The 21840-nt window shown below is 62.5% G+C and carries 20 protein-coding genes; 10 read left to right on the forward strand and 10 right to left on the reverse strand.

Going from position 1 to position 21840, the window contains the following annotated elements; translation table 11 throughout:
- Positions 1-51 precede the first annotated feature (51 nt).
- From ABJ363_09590 to ABJ363_09615, 6 genes are all read right to left on the reverse strand, one after another.
- Positions 52-1071, reverse strand: a complete 1020-nt coding sequence (locus ABJ363_09590) for an ABC transporter substrate-binding protein (protein ID MEP4379239.1) — start codon at positions 1069-1071, stop codon at positions 52-54.
- Positions 1072-1479: 408 nt separating this feature from the next.
- On the reverse strand, positions 1480-2499 hold the full coding sequence (locus ABJ363_09595) for an ABC transporter substrate-binding protein (GenBank protein MEP4379240.1): 1020 nt from the start codon (positions 2497-2499) through the stop codon (positions 1480-1482).
- A gap of 158 nt (positions 2500-2657) precedes the next feature.
- Positions 2658-4973, reverse strand: a complete 2316-nt coding sequence (locus ABJ363_09600) for a xanthine dehydrogenase family protein molybdopterin-binding subunit (GenBank protein ID MEP4379241.1) — start codon at positions 4971-4973, stop codon at positions 2658-2660.
- Positions 4974-5018: 45 nt separating this feature from the next.
- Positions 5019-5624 carry a nuclear transport factor 2 family protein gene (locus tag ABJ363_09605; GenBank protein ID MEP4379242.1) on the reverse strand — a complete coding sequence of 202 codons (606 nt, stop codon included), beginning with the start codon at positions 5622-5624 and terminating at the stop codon, positions 5019-5021.
- A gap of 39 nt (positions 5625-5663) precedes the next feature.
- Positions 5664-6359, reverse strand: coding sequence for an ankyrin repeat domain-containing protein (locus ABJ363_09610; GenBank protein MEP4379243.1), 696 nt, complete (start codon positions 6357-6359; stop codon positions 5664-5666).
- On the reverse strand, positions 6356-7552 hold the full coding sequence (locus ABJ363_09615; protein ID MEP4379244.1) for a multidrug effflux MFS transporter: 1197 nt from the start codon (positions 7550-7552) through the stop codon (positions 6356-6358). The genes ABJ363_09610 and ABJ363_09615 overlap by 4 nt, the downstream gene beginning before the upstream one ends.
- Positions 7553-7744: 192 nt before the next feature.
- Between ABJ363_09615 and ABJ363_09620 the strand changes: the two genes are divergently transcribed.
- Positions 7745-9238, forward strand: coding sequence for an amidohydrolase (locus tag ABJ363_09620; protein MEP4379245.1), 1494 nt, complete (start codon positions 7745-7747; stop codon positions 9236-9238).
- A 5-nt stretch (positions 9239-9243) separates the two neighbouring features.
- Here the strand turns inward: ABJ363_09620 and pdxA are convergent, their stop codons facing one another.
- From pdxA to ABJ363_09635, 3 genes are all read right to left on the reverse strand, one after another.
- A complete protein-coding gene (pdxA, locus tag ABJ363_09625; GenBank protein MEP4379246.1) occupies positions 9244-10215 on the reverse strand; it encodes a 4-hydroxythreonine-4-phosphate dehydrogenase PdxA in 972 nt (323 codons plus the stop codon).
- A 4-nt stretch (positions 10216-10219) separates the two neighbouring features.
- Positions 10220-11104: a pirin family protein gene (locus ABJ363_09630; protein MEP4379247.1), complete on the reverse strand. Its 885-nt coding sequence runs from the start codon at positions 11102-11104 to the stop codon at positions 10220-10222.
- A gap of 63 nt (positions 11105-11167) precedes the next feature.
- Positions 11168-12103, reverse strand: coding sequence for an NAD(P)-dependent oxidoreductase (locus tag ABJ363_09635; protein ID MEP4379248.1), 936 nt, complete (start codon positions 12101-12103; stop codon positions 11168-11170).
- 173 nt (positions 12104-12276) lie between these two features.
- Here ABJ363_09635 and ABJ363_09640 point away from each other — a divergent pair, with 173 nt between their 5' ends.
- The gene (locus ABJ363_09640; protein ID MEP4379249.1) at positions 12277-13209 is read left to right on the forward strand and encodes a hypothetical protein; all 933 of its coding nucleotides are present in this window, start codon (positions 12277-12279) and stop codon (positions 13207-13209) included.
- A 22-nt stretch (positions 13210-13231) separates the two neighbouring features.
- Here ABJ363_09640 and ABJ363_09645 read toward each other — a convergent pair whose 3' ends face one another.
- The gene (locus tag ABJ363_09645) at positions 13232-13867 is read right to left on the reverse strand and encodes an MBL fold metallo-hydrolase (protein ID MEP4379250.1); all 636 of its coding nucleotides are present in this window, start codon (positions 13865-13867) and stop codon (positions 13232-13234) included.
- A gap of 253 nt (positions 13868-14120) precedes the next feature.
- Between ABJ363_09645 and ccoN the strand changes: the two genes are divergently transcribed.
- Genes ccoN through ccoS form a run of 8 tightly spaced genes read left to right on the forward strand, consistent with a single transcriptional unit; the run spans position 14121 to position 21834 of the window.
- Positions 14121-15731 carry a cytochrome-c oxidase, cbb3-type subunit I gene (ccoN, locus tag ABJ363_09650; protein MEP4379251.1) on the forward strand — a complete coding sequence of 537 codons (1611 nt, stop codon included), beginning with the start codon at positions 14121-14123 and terminating at the stop codon, positions 15729-15731.
- A 9-nt stretch (positions 15732-15740) separates the two neighbouring features.
- Entirely contained in the window at positions 15741-16466 is a 726-nt protein-coding gene (gene ccoO, locus ABJ363_09655) for a cytochrome-c oxidase, cbb3-type subunit II (protein MEP4379252.1), read from the forward strand.
- A 9-nt stretch (positions 16467-16475) separates the two neighbouring features.
- Positions 16476-16625: a cbb3-type cytochrome c oxidase subunit 3 gene (locus ABJ363_09660; protein ID MEP4379253.1), complete on the forward strand. Its 150-nt coding sequence runs from the start codon at positions 16476-16478 to the stop codon at positions 16623-16625.
- Positions 16626-16629: 4 nt separating this feature from the next.
- Positions 16630-17496 (forward strand): cytochrome-c oxidase, cbb3-type subunit III, encoded by an 867-nt coding sequence (ccoP, locus tag ABJ363_09665; GenBank protein MEP4379254.1) that lies wholly within the window; start codon positions 16630-16632, stop codon positions 17494-17496.
- 3 nt (positions 17497-17499) lie between these two features.
- Positions 17500-18963, forward strand: coding sequence for a cytochrome c oxidase accessory protein CcoG (ccoG, locus tag ABJ363_09670; protein MEP4379255.1), 1464 nt, complete (start codon positions 17500-17502; stop codon positions 18961-18963).
- Positions 18960-19451, forward strand: coding sequence for a FixH family protein (locus ABJ363_09675; protein ID MEP4379256.1), 492 nt, complete (start codon positions 18960-18962; stop codon positions 19449-19451). Before ccoG ends, ABJ363_09675 begins: the two co-directional genes overlap by 4 nt.
- The gene (locus ABJ363_09680) at positions 19439-21676 is read left to right on the forward strand and encodes a heavy metal translocating P-type ATPase (protein MEP4379257.1); all 2238 of its coding nucleotides are present in this window, start codon (positions 19439-19441) and stop codon (positions 21674-21676) included. Before ABJ363_09675 ends, ABJ363_09680 begins: the two co-directional genes overlap by 13 nt.
- Positions 21673-21834 carry a cbb3-type cytochrome oxidase assembly protein CcoS gene (gene ccoS / locus ABJ363_09685; GenBank protein ID MEP4379258.1) on the forward strand — a complete coding sequence of 54 codons (162 nt, stop codon included), beginning with the start codon at positions 21673-21675 and terminating at the stop codon, positions 21832-21834. The genes ABJ363_09680 and ccoS overlap by 4 nt, the downstream gene beginning before the upstream one ends.
- Positions 21835-21840: the final 6 nt, after the last annotated feature.

Here is a 21840-nt window from a genome sequence, read left to right on the forward strand (position 1 = left end):
TCCGCGCCCGTCATGTCATCAACTGAAATGAAGATCAAAACTGCGGCAGGCCTAGCTGGCTTTCCCCAGGTCGGCAAACCACTCCGGATGCCGCTTCATCGTCGATTCGATGAACTTGGAATCCAGATACTTGGATGCCGCGAACGGTGCCTTCATCTTCTTCTGCTCGAGGAGAAGCGCGTTGGCATTCTCGAATGCGATGGCCGTGTTCGGACCAATCCGGGGGTCATAGACCCAGAAGTCGAGACCCGCGAGGACCTCTTCCTTGGTCATGTTCACGAAGCGGGTGCCGATCTCGGCGACTTCCTGCTTGTTGGCGGGATTGCGGACATAAGCGGCAGCTTCAGAAATCGCATCGACGAACTTCTGAGTTTTAGCTTCGTCCTTGTAGACCCGGTCCGGGTTTCCGTGCAGATAGGCGCAGAAGCAGACGAGATCGCCGCCACGCTTCACGACCTTCGCACCGGCGACCTTCTGGCTGGCGCGGAACACGAACGGCTCCCATGCCGCGATGGCGTCAACGCCACCCGTGTCGAGAACGGAGACGAGGCCCGGCGGACGCGTGTTCACGCGCTCGACATCGTTGACGCCGAGGCCGGCTTCCTTCATCGCCTGGAGCAACCAGACGTCACCCGTTGAGCCGAACGTCACACCGACTTTCTTGCCCTTCAGGTCGGCGACCGAATTAATTCCCGAGCTGCCCGAAGCAACGAGCGCCACAACTGCATCGGCGGTCGGCTTCTCGAACGCTGCGCCGACATAGCCGACGACACCGCGGACGTCGAGCCCACGCTCGAGCGCGGCACCGACATTGGTGAACGCGGCCGGTGCGAAGTCAAACTCTCCCGCGCGCAGGCCCTTGGAAAGTTCGGAGCCCGTGTTGCGGATCTCGACCTTCACGTCGACGCCGTTCTTGGCGAAGAAGCCCTTTTCCTGCGCGACGAAAACAGCAAGGCCACCGGGATTACCCGCGGCACCGACGACGAGATCCTGTGCGCTCGCCGGATTGCCGAGCGCCACAAACGGCAATACCGCCGCCGCAATGGCAATATATTTCAATGATTTGAACAAGTTACCCTCCCAGGTACGCTTATTTATGTCTAAGACGTTTATTATTTTTTGTTAACTCACTATCCGGAGGTTGATGGCCAATATCAACCTTTTCATGGTCCGGTCAGGGCCGACGGTACCGATTCAGCCCGTCGTACCGTTCACTATGACGTGAGGCGCCAGCGCAAGCTGGACGTGGCTTTGCGGTGCGGGCGAATGATCCGATGCCGGTGGGGCGTCGCGCGAAGCACGTATCATGTGTCGGCCACGCATCAATGCTGTTGATCTGAACGAGCCACCGCGGCGGCGTAGTGCCGTCGCGTCTGTGCGTAATCGGGGAACGGGTTTCAGATGCAATGACGGGCACAGATGCATATCTGTGCCCGTCATGTCTTCAAGTCTCTAAGACTTTTTGCAAGCCTGGATGGCTCAGCGACCTGGCGCCAGGTCGGCGAACCATTCCGGATGCCGCTTCATCGTCGACTGGACGAATTTGGGATCCAGATATCTGTCTGCCGCATAGGGCTTCTTCATCTTCTTCTGTTCGAGCAGAAGCGCGTTGGCATCTTCGAAGGCTTTGGCGGTGTTCTCACCAATCCGCGGGTCGTAGACCCAGAACGGGAGGCCCCCAAGGACCTCTTCCTTCGTCATGTTCACGAAGCGTGTACCGATTTCGGCCACTTCCTCGCGGTTGGCCGGGTCGCGGACGTAGGCCGCAGATTCAGAAATCGCATCGACGAACTTCTGCGTCTTGGCTTCGTCCTTGTAGACCGTGTCCGGCTTCGCATGGAGGTAGGCGCAGAAGCAGACGAGATCGCCACCGCGCTTGACGACTTTGGCGCCAGGTACTTTCTGGAGCGTGCGGAAAATGAACGGTTCCCAAGCCGAAATGGCATCGACGCCACCCGTGTCGATCACCGATACGAGACCCGGCGGACGGGTGTTGACCCGATCGATGTCATTGACGGAAAGGCCGACCTGCTTAAGGGCCTGCTGGAGCCAGACATCGCCGGTCGTGCCGAAGGTGACACCGACTTTCTTGCCTTTGAGGTCCTCGATGGAATTAATTCCGGAATCGGCGGTCGCGACCAGGGCGACAACATCGTCCGCTGTCGTCTTTGCGTAGGCTGCGCCCACATAGCCGACGACGGCGCGGACATCGAGACCGCGCTCGAGGGCGGCACCGACATTGGTGAAAGAGGCCAACGCATAGTCAAACTCACCGGCGCGCAGGGCCTTGGACAGTTCCGAGCCGGTGTTGCGAACTTCGACCTTCACGTCGATGCCGTTCTTGTTGAAGAAGCCCTTCTCCTGTGCGACGAAGACCGTGAGGCCACCAGGGTTGCCGGCGGCGCCGACAACGAGGTCCTGGGCGTTTACCGCCTGGCTGAATGCGGCGACCGGCAGCGCGGCTGCGGCGAAAGCCAAATACTTCAATGATTTGATCAAAGGTGTTCTCCCTTTCGAGGTTTGGTCGTGTTGAATGATTGTTATTGTGGCGCGACTATTGAATGGAGCGGCCCGGATAGCAACTCAAAAACCGGAACAAGTGTGATCCGGTGTTGACCGCTGGATATTGAGCCCGGGGAATCAATTGCGGGGCTCCGTTACGCGGCAGACTTTCGTATCGCCTGCCAGACTTTCTGGGGGGTGACCGGGGTATCGATTTCCCGCACATCATATTCCGCCAGGGCATCGAGGACCGCGTTGACGATCGTCGGTGTGCCGGCAACCGTGCCGCCTTCGCCGACCCCCTTGGCGCCGATCGGGTTCGATTTGCTGAACACCGGACTGAAATCCACGTTGATCTCGGGCATCAAATCCGCGCGGGGGACGCCATAATCCATCAGCGATCCGGCGAGCAACTGGCCGCTTTCCGGGTCATAGGCGACATCCTCCAGGAGCGCCTGTCCGACGCCCTGCACGACACCGCCGTGGATCTGGGCCTGCGCGAGCAGCGGGTTGATGACCGTGCCGATGTCATCGACGACCGTATAGCGGTCGATGCGGACCGCACCCGTGTCCGGATCGATCTCGACTTCGGCGATATGGCAGCCGTTGGGGAAGCTGGGTACTTCGGCCGCGAACGCGCCGACGCCCTGCAGGCCGACCCCCAGTTCACTGGGCACATGCACCGGCATGAACGACATCTGCGCCACCTGCTTGAGGGGCATTTCCTTGTCCGTGCCGGCGATTGTGAACTTGCCGTCGCTAAATTCGATGTCGGCGGCGTCGGATTCCATGAAGTGCGCGGCGAACTTCTTGCCGCGTTCGATCACTTCATCCGCCGCTGCGCGGAGCGCACTGCCGCCGACCATCATGGAGCGTGACGCATAGGTGCCGCGGCCGATCGCCACCTCATCGGTGTCCGCCTGGGCCAGCCTGACATCCTCGATCGGGACGTCGAGCCATTCCGCCAGCATCTGGGAGAATGAGGTCTCATGGCCCTGACCGTGGGACAGTACGCCGGATACGATCGTGACCGTGCCACTGGGGTCGAAGCGGATCTCCATGCGCTCGTTGAAAATGCCGGTGTTGTCCACGTAATAGACGATCCCCCGGCCGCGTTTGAGTCCCTCGGCTTCCGTCGCCGCCTTGCGGGCGTCGTACCCATCCCAGTCGGCGATGCCGCGGGCCTTGTCCAGCGCGGTTGCATAGTCGCCCGTATCGTAGGTCCAGCCCGTGAGTGTGGAATGGGGCATTTCCTCGGGCGTGATGAAGTTGATGCGCCGCAGCTCGGCCCGGTCGATCCCGGTCTCGCGGGCAGCGGCATCGAGGACCCGCTCCATGATGTAGACCGCCTCGGGCCGCCCGGCACCGCGATAGGGCACGGTCGGAGAGGTGTTGGAGAAGACCGCCTTGTTGATCACGTCCACATTGGGGATGTTGTAGACGGTCGGCGCCAGCTTGACGGCGAACAGCACGGGGATGGCACCCGCGCCTTCGATATAGGCCCCGACATTGTGCAGCGCGTGCCAGCGCAGCGCGACGAACTTGCCGTTTTCATCGAGCGCCAGTTCCGCCTCGACGGTCTGGTCGCGCCCGTGATCGTCTCCCATCATCGCTTCGCTGCGTGTCGCGATCCATTTGACCGGGCGCTCGACGCGCTTGCAGGCCCAGGCGACGACGGCCTCTTCGGGATAGACGTGCCCCTTCATGCCGAACCCGCCGCCGACATCCTTCGCGACCACGCGGATCATACTCTCGGGTACGTTCAGGTTCTGGGACGCGAGGCCCTGTCGGATGCCATGCACGTTTTGCGTACTTGTATAAAAGGTGAGGCGCCCCGTGCTGCTGTCGAAATCACCCAGGCAGCCGCGCGGCTCCATCGTCATCGCGTCGAGGCGATTATTGTGGAGCTTGAGGCGGGTCACATGGTGCGCGCCCTTGATGGCCGCGTCGGTTGCGTCGCCGTTGCCGAGGCGCAGGGTAAAGCTGACGTTGTTCTCCGCTTCGTCATGGACGAGAGGGGCGCCGTCCTTGACGGCGTCGGTGGCCGTGATGACGGCCGGCAGTTCGGCGTACTCGATCGTCACGAGATCGGCAGCATCGCGCGCCTGGTCCTCGCTCTCGGCGATGACAACGGCCACGCGCTCACCCACGAACCGCACCCGGTCGCTGGCGAGAGGCATGTGCATCGTCCGGTGCCCGGGAGGGCCACCCATGTCTTCCGGCATGACGCCGCCGGTCGGTCCCATGCCGTCGCCCGCATAGTCGACACCCGTCAGGACGGCGACGACGCCGGGTGCGGATTCGGCAGCGGATGTGTCGATCGAATTGATGTCGGCATGGGCGTGCGGCGAGTAGATGAAGACGGCATAGGTCTGCCGGGCCAGGACCATGTCGGAGACGTAGCGTCCGCGGCCGGTCAGAAATTTTGGATCTTCTTTGCGACGGACCGATTGGCCAATACCGAACTGCATAGTCATGCTCCTCCCAGAAAACGCTTACAGACTAGTGGGTGTTGTTCAAAACGGCGAGTCCGCACCGTCGAGCCAGGCCTGACCGCGCGCATAAAGCGCCTCGATCTCGGGGCCGCGCACGCCGGGCAGGTCGCGCTTCACATCCATGCCGTTGCGGGACTGAAGATAGGCCAAGTGGCGGTAGCCCTCGGGATAGGAGTCGAGGACAGATTTCTCCAGTTCAAGATGGGCGGCGGGATCGACAGGATCCATCCGATCCTTTTCATATATCGGCTGGCGTAACGTCATGCCCCAACGCCCCGCGCGGCGTTCGAAGAAGTCATAGAAACGGCCCGTACAGACCACATCGACCAGCACGTCGTGGACGGCTGCACGTTGCGCGATGGTCATCTTGGTCATGGAGATGGCGCGGTCACCCGCCACGTCGATGGAATTGCCACCCAGGAAATGATGGACGTTCACGCCCTTCTCGAAACCCGTACGGCTCATGGCAATGAACTCGTCCGCCGTGCCCTGGGTCCAGGTCGCGATCATCACCCCGTCATCGTGCCAGACCGTGCGAAACCGGTCCCACAGGCCGGCATCGCGCCACACGACCCAATTTTCAACAAGAGCACGGATGGCAAGCCGGTCTTCGAGTTCGTCGGTCATGATGCGTCTTTCAATTCCTGTGCGAAGCCCCGGGCGGCGCTACGGCTTGGCGCCTGCCGCCTCGAGAATTTCGATGATCTCGGTATATTCGCGTTGCCGGGCGAGGCTGAGCGGGCGCACACCACGCCCGTCGGCGATGTCTACATCCGCACCGGCGTCGACGAGCGCCCTGACGGTTGCGACGTGGCGCTTGCCCCCGTCGCCCAGAACGATCGCCTCGATCAGGGCCGTCCAGTCGAGATTGTTGATATGGTCCAGCGGCGCATCAAACTGGATCAAGGTACGCACCACCTCGTCATGTCCCAGATGCGCCGCGGCGATCAGCGCGGTGCCGTCGTAGATACTGGTCACCAGGCTGGTGTTGGCACCGCCGGCGATGGCGACACGCAACATTTGGGGGTCATCGGCCACGGCGGCGATGGTGACGACATCGTACCGGTCGGCATCGAAAGCATCGACATTCGCGCCGGCCGCGATCAATGCCCGGGCGGCGTCGTACTGGCGCATATGGGCGGCAACCATCAGCGGCGTGCGTTTGCGCCCATCGCGTGCGTTAAGTTTTGCGCCGTTGGCGACGAGGCGTTCGATAGCGTCGATGTCTCCGTCGGCGGCGGCCCGGAACAACCCGTCATAGGCCTCGATCTCGGCCTGCCCGGGCGGGACCTGGGCGCTCGCGGGCGATGGTGCCGCAAACGCAATGGCAAGTCCGAAGACGGCGATAATGAATGGCTTCATGGGGTATTCCTCTGGCGGGTGAGAAACATGGTCCCATTATAGGCGAAGAATCCGCCCAGCCCGGCGATACCGATCAGGATCGCGATGGGTAGTGCGGAGTCATGGGACAGCATGCCTGCCGCCTGGCCGAATGCGGCGCCGATGGACATCTGGAGGAACATGGTGAGGCCGGATGCGGACCCCGCAACCTGAGGATTGACGCTGACCGCGCCGGCCTGGGCGTTCGGCATGGCAAGCCCGTGGAAGATGCCCACGATAATCCCCGGCAGGAAGATCGCCCAGGGTGATTGAATGCCGGAGAAAAACAAGATCGGGATAAGCAACGAGGCGACCATCGCGCCTGTGCTGCCGATACGGACCATGCGGTCGAGGCCGACACGCACGGTTATTCGCGAACTGATGACCGTCCCGACGAGGAAGCTGCCGCTCATCAGCATGAAGAACAGTCCGAACGCGGCCGGGGTGCGATCGAACACGCCCGCCATGAGGAAGGGAACGCCGCCGGCCACCACCATGAACATGCCCATGCCGCATCCGGCATATCCGGCAAAGGCGAGAAAGGACGGATCTCGCAACAAGCCGGGAAACGCGCGAAACGTGTTAGCAAGCGAGCTTGTTTGCGCGCTCACAACCCTGGTTTCGGGAATACTGGGCAGCGCAAACACGAGGGTCACCAAACCCATAATCGTGGTGAGGATGAAAACATACTGCCAACCGGCGAGTTGTACGATGAAGCCGCCGATCACGGGTGAAATGATGGGCGAGATCACCACGATCGACATGACCTGTCCGATCATGCGGGCGGAATCTTCGCGGCTGAACATGTCGCGGATGGTGGCGCGCGCGACCACCATACCGGCGGCACCGCCGACGGCCTGTACGATGCGTCCGAATATCAGCACCTCGATTGTCGGCGACCAGATGCAGATGCCGCTGCCGGCGATAAACAACACCAGGCCCAATATCAGTACCGGTTTGCGTCCGTAGGTGTCCGCCGCAGGTCCGTAGCCGATGGTCGACACCGCCATGGCGAGGACCCCGAGCGTCAGGCTGAGCTGCGTGATGGCGCTGCTGGCGACGAAGACGCGCTGGATTTCCGGCAACACCGGCAGGATGACGTGAATCGTGATCGGCCCGAGCCCCGAGACCAGGGCCAGAATAAGGACCAGTTTGACGTTGCGGGGGCTGGGCATTCAGTCGCGATACCGTTGGATGGCGGGCGTTGTTACCCGTGGAGGGTGTCTGTACGGACCCTCACCATATTTGTATGGCGGCTTGCAGGAAACCACCACACAAGAGATGTCGGCGAACTGGACCCGGCGGGGGTCATCGACGGGTCGTTTCGCGCTATGCTGTACTTCTGATTATTAAGAGGAACATCGCAAATGTCTGACGCGTTCCAAGTCATCCGTGGCGGTCGGTTGCTCGACATCGTCGCCCGCTCGGCTGAGTTTGCCGATATTCTGATTAAGGGCAACGTGATTGCCGAGATTGGTTCCGCGGGTATGGACGCACCGGACGGGGCGATCGAGGTCGACGCCGCCGACAGGTTGCTGATGCCCGGGTTGGTGAACGGCCACACGCATGGGAACTCGAGCCTTGCGAAGGGTATGGGGGACCGCTGGACTCTCGAACTTTTGCTCAATTCTCATCCCTGGACCGGTGCGGGGTTTACCCGGGACGACAAGTATCTCGCCGCAAAGCTGACAGCCTGTGAGCTTGTCCTCGGCGGCTGCACCGCATGCCTCGATATGTTCGCCGAAGGACCGGCGCCGTCACGCGAGGGGCTCGAAGCTGCGGGACAGGCCTATATGGATGTCGGCATGCGCGCCGTCGTCGCGCCGATGATGTCCACGCGCGGCCTCTGGCAGGCCATTCCAGGTCTTTACGATGCGTTGCCTGAAGCACTGCAGAAGGTCGCGGACGGGCTGCAGGCAGGCCCCGGCACGGCGTCGCTGGAGATTTGCCGCGACGCGCTGCATCACTGGCCCCACGATCCCACGCGCGTGAAGCTGGCGCTCGGGCCGACCATCCCCCACCATTGCGACGAGGCGTTCTGGCATGGCTGCCGCGATCTGGCCCGCGAGTATGGCGCCCTGATGCAGACCCATCTGGCGGAATCGAAGGCACAGGCGGTGGCGAGCCAGGAACTGTATGGGAAATCTCTCGCGGCGTTCCTCGACGATCAGGGTGTGCTCGGACCCAATCTCGTCGCGGCCCACGCCATCTGGCTGACCGGCGACGACATGCAGCTGCTGTCAGACCGGGGCGTTTCCGTTTCCCACAATCCGATGAGCAATCTCAGGCTGGGTTCGGGCGTGGCCGCGACTGTCGCCATGCGTGAGGCGGGCATCAACGTTGCCATCGGCACCGACACCTGCACCTGCGCCGACGCGCTCAATATGTTCGAGGCCACACGGCTCGCCTGCACCCTGTCGCGGGTGCAGGGACCGGACTATGAGCAATGGCTCGAAAGCGCCCAGGCGCTGGAAATGGCGACGGTGGCCGGCGCCAAGGCGCTGGGCTGGGAGGGCGAGATCGGGCGCATTGCGGCCGGCTACAAGGCCGACATCGTCATGCTCGATCTGGGCAAGGTGAGCTATGTGCCCCTGAACGAGCCGGTCAACCAGATCGTGTTCGCGGAGAACAGCGGCGGTGTGCGCGAGGTGATGATCGACGGGCGCATGGTGGTCGAAGACGGCCAGGTGACGACGGTGGACATGGACAAGCTGCGCCGAGACGTCGAGGCGGCGATGGCGCGCCAGGAACCGGCCCGCGCGGCGGCACGTGAACGGGTCGAGAGCCTCGCGGTGCATGTGGGGCCGTTCTGCGCGGGGTTTGCGGCGCAGGACTACCCGGTCAATCGTTTCGTGGGGTAACTACCCTAGGACGCAGTTTGTTTCGCCGCCGCCAGCCGTCGCCCGTAGTTGATCGCCGCCAGCATGTTCGTGTGGTCGGCCTTGCCGGTCCAGGCGATGTCGAACGCGGTGCCGTGATCCACGGAACAGCGATCGAACGGCAAACCCACCGTCACGTTGATCGCCGTGTCGAAGGCGATAAGCTTGACCGTCGCGTGGCCCTGATCGTGGTACTGGGCGACCACCAGATCGAACTGACCCTGGTTGGCGCGGGCGAACACCGTGTCGCCGGACAGCGGTCCGGTCGCGTCGATGCCTTCTGATCTCGCCGCCGCGACGGCCGGCGCGACCTCACGGTCGTCCTCCTCGCCGAACAGCCCGTTCTCTCCGCAATGGGGGTTGAGCCCGGCCACGGCGATGCGCGGTTTGGCAACGCCCAGGCGCTTGAAATGGCCGTCACCGGCGCGGATGACATCGAGGACGTTCGCTGTTGTGCAGCGTCGGATGGCATCGGCCATGGAGACATGAGCCGAGACATGGATTGTGGACAGTGTGGGTGACGACAGCAGCATGAACGGCTTGATGCCGCCGGCCAGGTGGCTGAGCAGCCCGGTGTGGCCGTCATAGTGATGCCCGGCCGCGTTCAGGGAGGCCTTGTTGATGGGGGCCGTCACGATGCAACCCGCGTCGCCCGCCATGGCCATTTCGGCGGCGCGGACGATGTAGGTGTAGGCGGCGTCGCCCCCGGCGGCCGAGACTTGCGCGGGCGGCGCTTCCACCACGCCTTCGGTCGGCATGTCGATGAGCCGGATCGCGTTTGTCCCGAAACGCAGACGCGTGTCGCACAGCGCGTCGGCGCGTTCCAGGACAGGCCGGGACCCGATCACCGCGATATCCGCGCGTTCGCCTGCCGGCAGTTCGGCGAGCGCCTTGCAGATGACCTCGGGTCCGACGCCTGCCGGGTCGCCCATGGTGATGAGGATGGAAGACACTGACATGGGGTTACTTCTCGGGCAGGGGAATGAACTCGTCATCGCCCGCGATCTTCCCGAAGCGACCTGCCTTCCAGTCCGCCTTGGCCTGCTCGATACGGGCCTGTGAACTGGAGACAAAGTTCCACCAGATGTGGCGCTCACCATCGATGGGCGCGCCGCCGAGCAGCATCACGCGCGCGCGCGCCTGTGCCTCAACGGTCACGTCGGCATCGGGCGCGAGGACCAGCATCTCGTTTGCGCCATGGGCCTCGCCGTTGACGGCGATGCTTCCCTCGACGATGTAGACCGCGCGCTCTTCATGCTCGTCGGAAACCGTGAAACCGGCCCCGGCATCCATGCGAACGTCGAGATAGAACATCGGTGACGCGGTGACGACAGGGGAAGTTTCGCCGTAGGCGGTGCCGGCGATCAGGCGCATCTCGATCCCTTCGCGGACGATCAGGGGAAGGCTCTCGACAGGATGGTGGAAGAAGGCAGGCTCGCTTTCCTCCTGGTCCTTCGGCAGCGCGACCCAGGACTGGATTCCGAACATCGTCGAACGGGCGTCGCGGACTTCATCGCGCGTGCGTTCCGAATGCACGATCCCGCGCCCGGCGGTCATCCAGTTGACATCGCCCGGTCGGATCGGTTGCTCGTAACCCAAATCGTCGCGATGCATGATTTCGCCGTCGAACAGGTAGGTAACGGTGGCCAGTCCAATGTGAGGATGGGGCCGGACGTCGATCCCTTCGCCCGGTGCGAATTCCGCAGGGCCCATGCGATCGAAGAAAATAAAGGGTCCCACGGTGCGCCGCTTGGCGTAGGGCAACACGCGCGCCACCGAGAAGCCGCCGAGATCACGCGTGCGCGGTTTGATCACATGTTCGATCACGTTGCTGGCGGCGTTCGTCATGTTCACTCTCGCAGGATTTCGGCGGTCGGTTCGTCCATTGAGGTATGACGAACCGGCGCCAAATCAACGCCGCTTTCCGGCTTTCGATTTGGCTTTTGCCGCCGCCGGTTTGCGCTTCTTGCTCTGGGCGACACGCCAGGCAGAAAGCAACGCGAAATCACGCCCCGCCCAGGCCCCGTTGGCCGCTTCCTTGTACGACTTGCGCGTGGCATCGATTACGGGCACGTCGAATCCATTCGCGCGCGCGAGCGCGACCATCTGCGCGGCATCCTTGGCCCCTCCGGTCATCTCGAACGGGGCGACCTTGGGGAACTTCCCGCCGATCGCATCCACGATCCAGGGCAGGCGCGCGGGGGCGACTTTCGCCGCACCGCTGGAATCCGCCAGAATATCGGCGGCCACATCGCGTTTTATGCCGGCGGTTTCGGTCAGGGCAAGCGCCTCTCCGAGCGCTTCCCAGTAGGCGAGAAGCGGCAGATTGATCGCGAGCTTCATCGTGGTGCCGGCGCCGACCGCGCCGACCCGGTCGAGCCGGCGGCAGAGCTGATCCAGGATCGGCTTGGCGCGCTTGAAGGCCGCGGGCGTACCGCCGGCCATGCCGATGAGATTGCCGGTCCGTGCCGGCGTGGTCGAGCCGCCGACCGGGCATTCGACGAATGCGCCGCCCGCTGCCTTGACCCGTTCGGCGAGCCGGCGCGTCGTCTCGGGCATCAGGGTGCTCATCTCGATCACCAGCTTGCCCTTGAGGTTGCCCGACAGCAGACCGCCGCGGCCCTCATAGATCGATTTCACCGCCTTGTCGTCGATGGTGATGCTGATCACCACATCATTGCCTTCGAACAGATTCGCAGGTGTTTCGACGCGAACCGCTCCGGCATCGACGAGAGGTTTGGTCCGGCGTGTGGTCCGGTTCCAGACTGTGAGCTTGTGTTTCTTTTCCATGAGCCGTTCGCCCATGGCGGCACCCATATTTCCGGTGCCGCAAAGACCGATTTTCATTGCAAATTCTCCAAACTAAAGGCGCGAGGCCCACGATGTGGTGAGAGGGTGACGTTACGCGCTCAGGGAATGAGAGGGAAGTCTCGGGCGCGAAAATGCCAATCGGATCCGTGGTAACGTCAGCACTGCTTTGATGGCCGCACGGGCCGACGACCCGCGATAGGAAATATGGAATGGGTAAAGTTCGCGCATCTTTTGTCTTCACACCCTGGGAGGGCCGCCGGATTATCGGCAAGGCCGTCGCCGCAATGCCGGTCGTGCAGCACGCCCACAAGAATGGCGAGATGATCATCGCCCACGGCTCGACCAACGTGTTCGTCGCCGAGGAGATCATGGGGGAAGTCCCCAACAAGCAATTCTACCTTTCCGGTCAGGTGATCAACAACGTGCTGTGCCAGACCCAGCCGGAGGAAAAGCCGCCGATCATTCATCTCGTGAAGGGCGAACTGACACCGCCGGCGCCGCGGATGGACGAAATGCTCAGGAATTTCGACGACACGAGTGTTTTCATCAAGGGCGGCAATGCGGTCGATCCCGATTTCAATGCGGGTGTGTTCTGTGCCCATCCGGGCTGCGGCACGATCGGCTTCGCGATGGGAATCATGATGGCCCGCGGCGGGCATCTGATCATCCCGCTGGGGCTTGAGAAACTGATCCCGTCGGTAACGGATGCCGCCCGCCATATGGGGCAGGACACATTCTATTATCATGCCGGCCAGCGGGTCGGGATGATGCCTGTCACAAACGGAACGGTGATCACGGAAGTCCAGGCATTTCAGATCCTGTTCGGGATCGAGGACATCACCCATGTCGGTGGCGGCGGAGCCATGGGCTCCGAAGGTTCGGTGGTCCTGGTGGCGGAGGCCGAGAAGGACAAGATCGATGCCGCTGTCGAGCTTTATGAATCGATCAAGGGCGAGCCGCCGCTGCGCACCATCAAGGCCTATTGTGCGGGCTGCATTCCCACCACGCCGGCCATGGATGCGTCACCCGACGAGCAGTATGAGGCGCATCCGAAGAAACACTGTCTGTATGAGGGGCTCGAGGAAAGCGAGTTGCCGGACTTTTTCACGCCACGGACCGAGCCGATCACCCAGAACCGATAGCCGCAACCAGGTTTCGCGAAGATCATTCTTCGCGCACGAAGGGGTTGGTCTCGCGTTCCTGGCCCAGGGTGGAGGCGCCACCATGACCCGGTACGAAGGTCACGTCGTCGCCCAAGGGCCAAAGCTGCTCACGAATCGAGTTGAGCAGCGTGTCATGGTCGCCGCCCGGGAGGTCCGTACGGCCGATCGAGCCCTGGAACAGCACATCGCCGACGAAGGCGACGCGTGAGACCGGTTCGAAGAAGATGATATGTCCCGGCGTGTGGCCCGGGCAGAAGCGTACTTCGAATGTGAGATTGCCGACGGTGACGCTGTCACCCTGATCGAGCCAGCGTGACGGCGTGAAGGGCCTTCCGGCCTCGACCCCGAACCGCGCCCCCTGTTCGGCCAACTGCTCGATCCAGAACCTGTCCTCGATATGCGGTCCCTCGATAGGAACCCCGAGCTGTTCCGACAGATCGGCGGCCGCGCCTGCGTGATCGATATGGCCGTGGGTCAGCAATATCTTCTCGACGGCGACCCCCTGTTCCTCGATCGCCGCATTGATTCGCTCGATCTCGCCGCCGGGATCGACGACCGCGGCCTTGTTGGTTTCGGTGCACCAGAGAACCGAGCAGTTCTGCTGGAACGCGGTGACGGGGATGATGACGGCTTTCATGGGGCATCCATGGCGTTCTGAGGGGGGTCGACTACCGGCGCAGATCCGGAATGTTGCGGTGACTTATAGCCGAAAACGCGTGTTGCCGGTCTCATCGGGAATTTTCGGGCCGGCGGCCTCGGCGCGGCAGTTATCAAAGCTTTCGGGATTAATTGACATACGTCAAAGCGACGCGACTTCGCACCTGCAACAAGCGGGATGAAGGCCGTGTCGGTTGGTGGCCTTGACGTTGAATGGATTTGGGGACGACACCATGAACGGACTAGCACTCTTTGGGCTTGGGATCGCGGCGGCACTTGGTTTGGGCGTTGCGGCGGGCGCGGCGGATGAGGGGATGCGCATCCATGCGATGCTCTTCGCCGGGGCGGCCATCATCGCCGTGTTCTTCCTGATTAACAGAATCTATGAATCGAAGGTCAGCCTGGCAACCGGGCCGGACAGTGTCGAATACAATGACGGTATCGTCCGTGCCGGCGCGATCGCGTCCGTTTTCTGGGGGCTGGTCGGATTCCTCGTTGGCCTGACGCTTGCCCTGCAATTGGCGTTTCCGGTCCTCAATTTCGATACCGCATGGCTGAATTTCGGCCGGCTGCGCCCGCTGCATACCTCGGCGGTGATTTTCGCCTTCGGTGGCAATGTCCTGATCATGTCGTCCTTCTATGTGGTTCAGCGAACCTGTCGCACACGACTTGCCGGTGACCTGGCCCCCTGGTTCGTATTCTGGGGGTACCAGTTGTTCATCGTCCTGGCCGCGACGGGCTACCTGCTGGGGGTCACCCAGTCCAAGGAGTATGCGGAGCCCGAATGGTATGTCGATTTGTGGCTGACGATTGTCTGGGTGACCTACTTGCTGGTCTTCCTGGCCACGCTGTGGAAGCGTCGCGAGCCGCATATCTATGTCGCGAACTGGTTCTTCCTCGCCTTCATCGTCACGGTGGCGATGCTGCATCTGGTGAACAATGCGACGGTGCCTGTGAGCCTCATGGGTTCCAAGAGTTATATCGCCTGGTCGGGTGTACAGGATGCGCTGACCCAGTGGTGGTACGCGCATAACGCCGTCGGCTTCTTCCTGACAGCCGGTTTCCTGGGCATCATGTATTATTTCCTGCCCAAGCAGGCGGATCGGCCGATCTTCTCGTACCGGCTTTCGATCATCCATTTCTGGTCGCTCATTTTCCTCTACATCTGGGCCGGCCCCCATCATCTGCACTTCACGGCTTTGCCGGACTGGGCCCAGACCCTCGGGATGGTCTTCTCGGTGATGCTCTGGATGCCCTCATGGGGCGGCATGGTGAACGGTCTGATGACCCTGTCGGGCGCATGGGACAAGATTCGCACCGACCCGCTGATCCGCTTCATGGTCGTATCCCTGGCGTTCTACGGCATGAGCACCTTCGAGGGTCCGCTGATGGCCATTCGAACCGTGAATGCCCTCAGCCATTATACCGACTGGACGATCGGCCACGTGCATTCGGGTGCCCTCGGCTGGGTCGCCTATATCAGCTTTGCCGCGATCTACTTCGTCGTCCCGCCGCTGTGGGGACAGGCGCGGCTGTATTCGCTGCGGCTGGTCAACGTCCATTTCTGGATCTCATCCATCGGTATCGTCCTCTACATCACGGCGATGTGGGTGTCGGGGATCCTGCAGGGCCTGATGTGGCGCGCCTATGACAATCTCGGTTTCCTCGAATTCTCGTTCATCGAAACGGTCGAGGCGATGCATCCCTTCTATGTCATCCGCGCGGTGGGCGGCCTGCTGTTCGTCATCGGGATGCTGGTGATGATCTACAACCTCTGGCGAACGATCCGGGGCGAAGTGCGGGCGGAAGCACCCATGGCCGGTACGGCCGCGGCGCGGGCCTAGGAGACGAACATGATCAAGCATTCCTTTTTCGAGAAAAACTCGATCGTCCTGGTCATCGGTATCCTGGTCGTCGTCGCAATCGGCGGCCTGGTGGAGATCGCACCGCTCTACTGGCTCGACAGCACGGTCGAGAAGGTGCGCGGTGTACGACCCTATTCACCGCTCGAACTCGCGGGGCGGAACATCTACATCCGCGAGGGTTGCTACGCCTGCCACAGTCAGCAGATCCGTTCCCTGCGCGACGAGGTGGAACGCTATGGCCATTACAGCCTGGCGGCGGAATCCATGTATGACCATCCGTTCCAGTGGGGGTCGAAACGCACGGGTCCGGACCTGGCCCGGGTCGGGGGGCGCTATTCGGATGAGTGGCACGCGACGCACATGATCGACCCGCGTTCGATCGTGCCGGAATCGGTCATGCCCGGCTATCCGTTCCTCGCCACCAACCGTCTCGACTATCAGGATATGGATCGGCATCTCGTTGCCAATCGTACGGTCGGCGTTCCCTACACCGACGAGATGATCGCGAACGCGGTTGCCGATGTCGAAGCACAGGCAAATCCGGACGAAGGCGATGTGGATGCGTTGCTGGCGCGTTATCCCGGGGCCCAGGCGCGGGTGTTCGACGGCGAGGCCGACAAGGTGACCGAGTTGGATGCGCTGATCGCCTACATGCAGATGCTCGGTACGCTGGTCGATTTCGACAGCTTCGATGCAACGGCCAACAGCCGGTAGGAGGGCGTGATGAACTACGAAACCATAGCCGGCCTCGCCCAAACCGGCGGACTGATCTACTTCGTCGTCTTGTTCGCGGTGGTGGTTACTTTTGTATTGTGGCCGCGGAACGCCGAGAAGTTCCGCGAGGCCGCAAAAATTCCGTTGAAGGAGGATTGATACCGTGGCCGAGCATGACATTGATGAAGTGACGGGCCAGCGGACAACGGGCCACGAGTGGGACGGCATTAGGGAGCTCAACTCGCCGATCCCGCGTTGGTGGATCTACACCTTCTACGTCACGATCGCGTGGGGCATTGCCTTCATGATCGCGATGCCGTCGATCCCGCTCGTGAATGACTACACGAAGGGTGTGCTGGGCTACTCCCAACGTGAGGCCGTGCGCCAGGAAATCGTCGATGCGCGGGCCGCCCAGAGCGTATTCCGGGACCGGATCGAGCAGGCGAGCCTCGAGGAAATTCGTGACATCCCGGACCTGTTCGACTTCGCGGTTGCGGGGGGTAAGTCCGCATTCTCCGTGAATTGCTCCCAGTGCCACGGCGCGGGTGGCGCCGGCGCGCCCGGGTTTCCCAACCTGAATGACGATGCCTGGATATGGGGCGGAAACCCGCGCGAGATTTTCGACACGATACGGGTCGGAATCCGGTCCGATCATGACGATACCCGGTTCAATCAGATGCCGGCATTCCTGGCGGACGAGTTGCTGACACGCGCAGAGGTGAACGACGTCGTGGAGTATGTACTGCAGATTTCGGATCAGGACCATGAACAGGAAGCGGCGGCGCGTGGCCAAACGGTGTTCCGCGAACAATGTTCGTCCTGTCACCAGGAGAGCGGCAAAGGTATCCGCGAGCTGGGCGGTCCGAACCTGACGGATGCGATCTGGCTCTATGGTGGTTCCAGGGACGAAATCAGAAAGACCGTCGCGAATGCACGGAATGGCGTGATGCCGGCCTGGGAAGGTCGGCTGGACGAGGTCACGCGAAAGCAACTCGCGGTCTATGTGCACGCGCTGGGAGGCGGAGAGTAGAACATGACCGACGCGGCCCTCATGCCTCCAGTCGAAACGGTTGATGTTGAGCCGGTCAACAAGAAGGGCCGCCGCGCGCTTCACAAGAAGCGTTCGAAAATCTATCCGAAGCGTGCGCGCGGGAACTTCCGGAAGTTCAAGTGGATACTCATGATCGTCACCCTGACGATCTACTATGTGACGCCGTGGCTGCGCTGGGACCGGGGCGTGAACGCGCCGGACCAGGCGGTCCTGCTCGATCTGCCGGCGCGCCGCTTCTATTTCTTCTTTATCGAGATCTGGCCGCAGGAGGTGTTCTTCATCACCGGTCTGCTGATTCTCTCTGCGATGGGCCTGTTTCTCACGGCTGCCACCGTCGGGCGGGCATGGTGTGGTTATGCGTGCCCGCAAACGGTCTGGACGGATTTGTTCATCGCGGTGGAACGCTTTTGGGAGGGGGATCGCAACTCGCGCATGCGGCTGGATGGTGCATCCTGGTCTTTCGGGAAAATCGCCCGCAAGGTCAGTAAGCATGTGTCCTGGCTGTTGATTGCCGTGGCGACGGGTGGCGCCTGGGTCTTCTATTTCGCAGATGCGCCGGGCCTGGCCGTTGACCTCGTGAATTTCGAAGCCGCGACGCCGACCTATGTCTGGATCGGATTGCTCGCCGCATTCACCTACACATTCGGAGGACACGCCCGCGAGGCGGTCTGCACATATATGTGCCCCTGGCCGCGCATTCAGGCTGCGCTCGCCGACGAAGACACGCTTATCGTGAATTTTGACGCCACCCGCGGTGAACCGCGAGGCTCCCACAAGGCCAACGAGAGTTGGGAGGGCCGGGGCGATTGCGTGGACTGCAACCAGTGTGTTGCAGTCTGCCCGATGGGCATCGACATTCGTGATGGCCTGCAACTCGAGTGCATTTCCTGCGCGTTGTGCATCGACGCGTGCAACGAAGTGATGGACAAGGTCGGGCGGCCACCCAACCTGATTTCCTATGGCACCCTCAACATGGCCGACCAGGCCGCGCGCGCCGAAACACCCCGATTCAAACTCTTCCGCGGCCGGACATATCTGTATTCCGGCATGATCGTCATTGTCGCCGCGATCATGGTCTATGCGCTGGCGTCACGCCCGATTGTCAGTACGAGCGTCCAGCATGAGCGCAGCCCGCTGTTCACGACCATGTCGGACGGCTCCGTGCGCAACGCCTACACCCTCAAGATTGCCAACAAACGGCATGAAAACCGGGAGTTCGAGCTTTCGGTCGTCGGCCTTGAAGGTGCGGATGTCAGCCGCGTCGGGGGCGAAGATGGTCTGCCGGTCTTCACGGTCGGGCCGGATACGATCGATGCCTTTCATGTGTTCGTGACGGTGCCGCGCGATCGGGTGGTATCCGCGCGTGATCTCGAATTTGTGGTGACCGACACGGGCTCTGGCGACGTGGCGCGCACCGACAGCAGCTTCCAGGGGCCGGTCCGGTGATTGGTCCGGGACGCGAGATTACCGGCCGCACGGTTTTGTTGAGCCTGATCACGTTCTTCGCCGTGGTCTTCCTGGTGAACGGCATCTTTTTTTGGTTTGCACGTGACAGCTGGACCGGCCTTTCGACTGAAGACGCCTACCGCAAGGGCATCGCGTTCAACGACGAACTTGCGCGCGGTGATGCCCAGCGACGGCTCGGCTGGACCGCCGAGGCGGCGTATGCATCGGGCGGGCCGGGCGCCGGACGCCTGACTTTCGCACTTTTGACGGCGGACGGCCGACCGGTGCGGGACCGCGTCGTGTCCGCCACCTTCCGGCGCCCGGTCGCCGAAGGTATCGATTTTTCCACGGCGCTCAATGGCGATGAGAATGGTCGCTATGTGGCGGACATCACACCGCCCGCGCCGGGGCAATGGGACGTCCGGATCGAAGTCAGCCGACCCGGCGCGTTGCCGTATCTGGTCGAGACGCGCATATGGTCGAAGTAGCGCTCAACTCACAAGCCCACGGACCCAACCGCGTCGGACCGGTTTTATCCAGTGATCTCGCGTTGCGGGCCATACCTGTTGGCGTCGACGAGCATGCGCTGAACCTTCTGGTCGAGGGTGTTCATTGTGCCAATTGTATCGCCCGTATCGAACGCACATTGCGTGCCCGCGATGACGTGACCGAGGCGCGGGTGAATTTTTCCACGCGTCGCCTTTATGTGCGCTGGCACGGCGTGGCTGATGTCGCGCGCGGCATCGTCGATAGCGTCGAGGCGTTGGGTTACGGTGCCATTCCGTTCGATCCCGATATCCTCGCGTCACAGGGCTCGGCGGAGAGTACGGCGTTGCTGCGGGCGATGGGCGTAGCCGGTTTCGCCGCCGCCAATGTCATGCTCCTGTCGATTTCCGTTTGGGCCGGCCTCTGGTCGGACATGGACGCCACCACGCGCGACTTCCTCCACTGGCTGTCGGGCCTGATCGCGCTGCCGGCCATCGCCTATTCGGGACGGCCATTCTTTCGTTCGGCGCTGGCGGCGTTGCGCGGTGGCCATACCAACATGGATGTGCCGATCTCCCTGGCGGTGATTCTTGCGGCGACCGTGAGCCTGGTGGAGACCATTGGGGGCGGGGTACATGCCTATTTCGATGCGTCGGTCACGCTCCTGTTTTTCCTTCTCGTGGGCCGCTATCTGGATTTGCGCGCCCGCGCGGAGGCGCGGCGTTCGGCGGAACGGCTATTATTGCTGCGCGCGACCTCCGCGCTGGTCGAGACCGGGGACGGGTCACTTGCATACGTGGCGGTTGACGATCTCGCACCGGGGATGACGGTGCGCGTGGCGCCGGGAGAACGTTTTCCCGTCGATGGCGAGATCCTGCGCGGTACGACCGATATCGATGCGAGCCTCGTCACCGGAGAGTCACAGCCCCAGGGGGCCGGGGGAGGCGATACGGTATTCGCCGGCACGATGAACCTGAATGCGCCCGTGGCCATTTGCGTCGGGCGAACTGGTGAAGACACGTTGCTCGCCGAGATCGTTCGCCTGATAGAGGATGCGGAGCAGGGACGCGCGCGTTTTGTGCGGATCGCCGACCGGGTCGCGCGCTGGTATGCCCCGGCCGTACACATTCTGGCGGCGGCGACGTTTGCGGGCTGGGTCGTGTTCAGCGTTGCGGGCTGGCAGGTTGCCCTCCTGCATGCGGTGGCGGTGCTCATCATCACCTGTCCCTGTGCGCTGGGGCTGGCCGTTCCGGTGGTGCAGGTGGTTGCGAGCGGACGTTTGCTCAAGCGCGGTATTCTGCTGCGATCGGGCGATGCGCTCGAGCGATTGGCCGGGATCGACACGATCGTGTTCGACAAGACCGGTACCCTGACCGCGGGGCGCGCGGTCCTGACCAACGGAGATGAAATCTCGCAGACTCATCGTCGGGTCGCGGCGCGTCTGGCGGCCGCCAGTCAGCATCCGCTGTCGCGTGCCGTTCAGGCGGCGTTCGGAACGGCTCAGCCACCCGAGGACGCGCGTGAAATTTCAGGATGTGGCGTGACGGGGACCATCGATGGGGTGTCCTGGCGCATGGGGCGGCGCGACTGGTGTGGCGCGGCCCAACTGCCCGCGAAGGGAACCGGGTCGGAGCTCTGGCTTTCACGCGACGGTAATCCCTTGGCCGGGATTGCCTTCGACGATGCCGTGCGACCCGATGCTGCACGGACCGTGGACGCGCTTCTGGCGCGTGGCTATCAGGTCGAACTTCTGTCAGGGGATCGCACGGAAGTCGTGAACCGCGTGGGCGAGGCCATCGGAATCAACCAGCGGCGTGGCGGGGTATCGCCGACCGGCAAAGTGGCGCGCCTGCGCGAGCTTGAAGCCGCTGGACGCCATGTGCTGATGGTGGGTGACGGGCTGAACGATGCGCCTGCGCTGGCCGCGGCACATGCCTCCATGTCGCCGGCGTCGGCTGCGGATGTGAGCCAGGTTCAGGCGGATCTCGTCTTTCAGGGTGATCGGCTCGAGCCGGTGGCCGTCGCGTTGGCGGTGGGCCGGCAGGCCAACCGGTTGACGAAGCAGAATGTCGCACTTGCGATTATCTACAACATTATTGCGGTGCCCTTTGCGATGGCCGGATTCGTTACGCCGCTGGTTGCGGCGGTGGCCATGTCCTCGTCGTCGCTGCTGGTGACGGCAAATGCGCTGCGATTGAAGCGCGGATCATCGGACGGGACGACATGAATATCCTCGCGATTCTCATTCCAGTCGCATTGCTGCTTGGCGCGGTCGGGCTCGCGGCATTCATCTGGTCGATACGCACCGGCCAGTATGACGATCTTGACGGGGCGGCACGTCGCATCCTGATCGACGACGACCCGGTCGACCGTTCATCGGACTGACCGGTC

The organism is Alphaproteobacteria bacterium, from assembly GCA_039980135.1.
Lineage (GTDB): Bacteria > Pseudomonadota > Alphaproteobacteria > UBA6615 > UBA6615 > UBA8079.

Bases quoted from the DNA above. Each gene is read 5' to 3' on its own strand.
- ABJ363_09600 (MEP4379241.1), bottom strand. From the start codon at position 4,973: ATGCAGTTCGGTATTGGCCAATCGGTCCGTCGCAAAGAAGATCCAAAA.
- ABJ363_09605 (MEP4379242.1), bottom strand. From the start codon at position 5,624: ATGACCGACGAACTCGAAGACCGGCTTGCCATCCGTGCTCTTGTTGAA.
- ABJ363_09610 (MEP4379243.1), bottom strand. From the start codon at position 6,359: ATGAAGCCATTCATTATCGCCGTCTTCGGACTTGCCATTGCGTTTGCG.
- ABJ363_09615 (MEP4379244.1), bottom strand. From the start codon at position 7,552: ATGCCCAGCCCCCGCAACGTCAAACTGGTCCTTATTCTGGCCCTGGTC.
- ABJ363_09620 (MEP4379245.1), top strand. From the start codon at position 7,745: ATGTCTGACGCGTTCCAAGTCATCCGTGGCGGTCGGTTGCTCGACATC.
- pdxA (MEP4379246.1), bottom strand. From the start codon at position 10,215: ATGTCAGTGTCTTCCATCCTCATCACCATGGGCGACCCGGCAGGCGTC.
- ABJ363_09630 (MEP4379247.1), bottom strand. From the start codon at position 11,104: ATGACGAACGCCGCCAGCAACGTGATCGAACATGTGATCAAACCGCGC.
- ABJ363_09635 (MEP4379248.1), bottom strand. From the start codon at position 12,103: ATGAAAATCGGTCTTTGCGGCACCGGAAATATGGGTGCCGCCATGGGC.
- ABJ363_09640 (MEP4379249.1), top strand. From the start codon at position 12,277: ATGGGTAAAGTTCGCGCATCTTTTGTCTTCACACCCTGGGAGGGCCGC.
- ABJ363_09645 (MEP4379250.1), bottom strand. From the start codon at position 13,867: ATGAAAGCCGTCATCATCCCCGTCACCGCGTTCCAGCAGAACTGCTCG.
- ccoN (MEP4379251.1), top strand. From the start codon at position 14,121: ATGAACGGACTAGCACTCTTTGGGCTTGGGATCGCGGCGGCACTTGGT.
- ccoO (MEP4379252.1), top strand. From the start codon at position 15,741: ATGATCAAGCATTCCTTTTTCGAGAAAAACTCGATCGTCCTGGTCATC.
- ABJ363_09660 (MEP4379253.1), top strand. From the start codon at position 16,476: ATGAACTACGAAACCATAGCCGGCCTCGCCCAAACCGGCGGACTGATC.
- ccoG (MEP4379255.1), top strand. From the start codon at position 17,500: ATGACCGACGCGGCCCTCATGCCTCCAGTCGAAACGGTTGATGTTGAG.
- ABJ363_09680 (MEP4379257.1), top strand. From the start codon at position 19,439: ATGGTCGAAGTAGCGCTCAACTCACAAGCCCACGGACCCAACCGCGTC.
- ccoS (MEP4379258.1), top strand. From the start codon at position 21,673: ATGAATATCCTCGCGATTCTCATTCCAGTCGCATTGCTGCTTGGCGCG.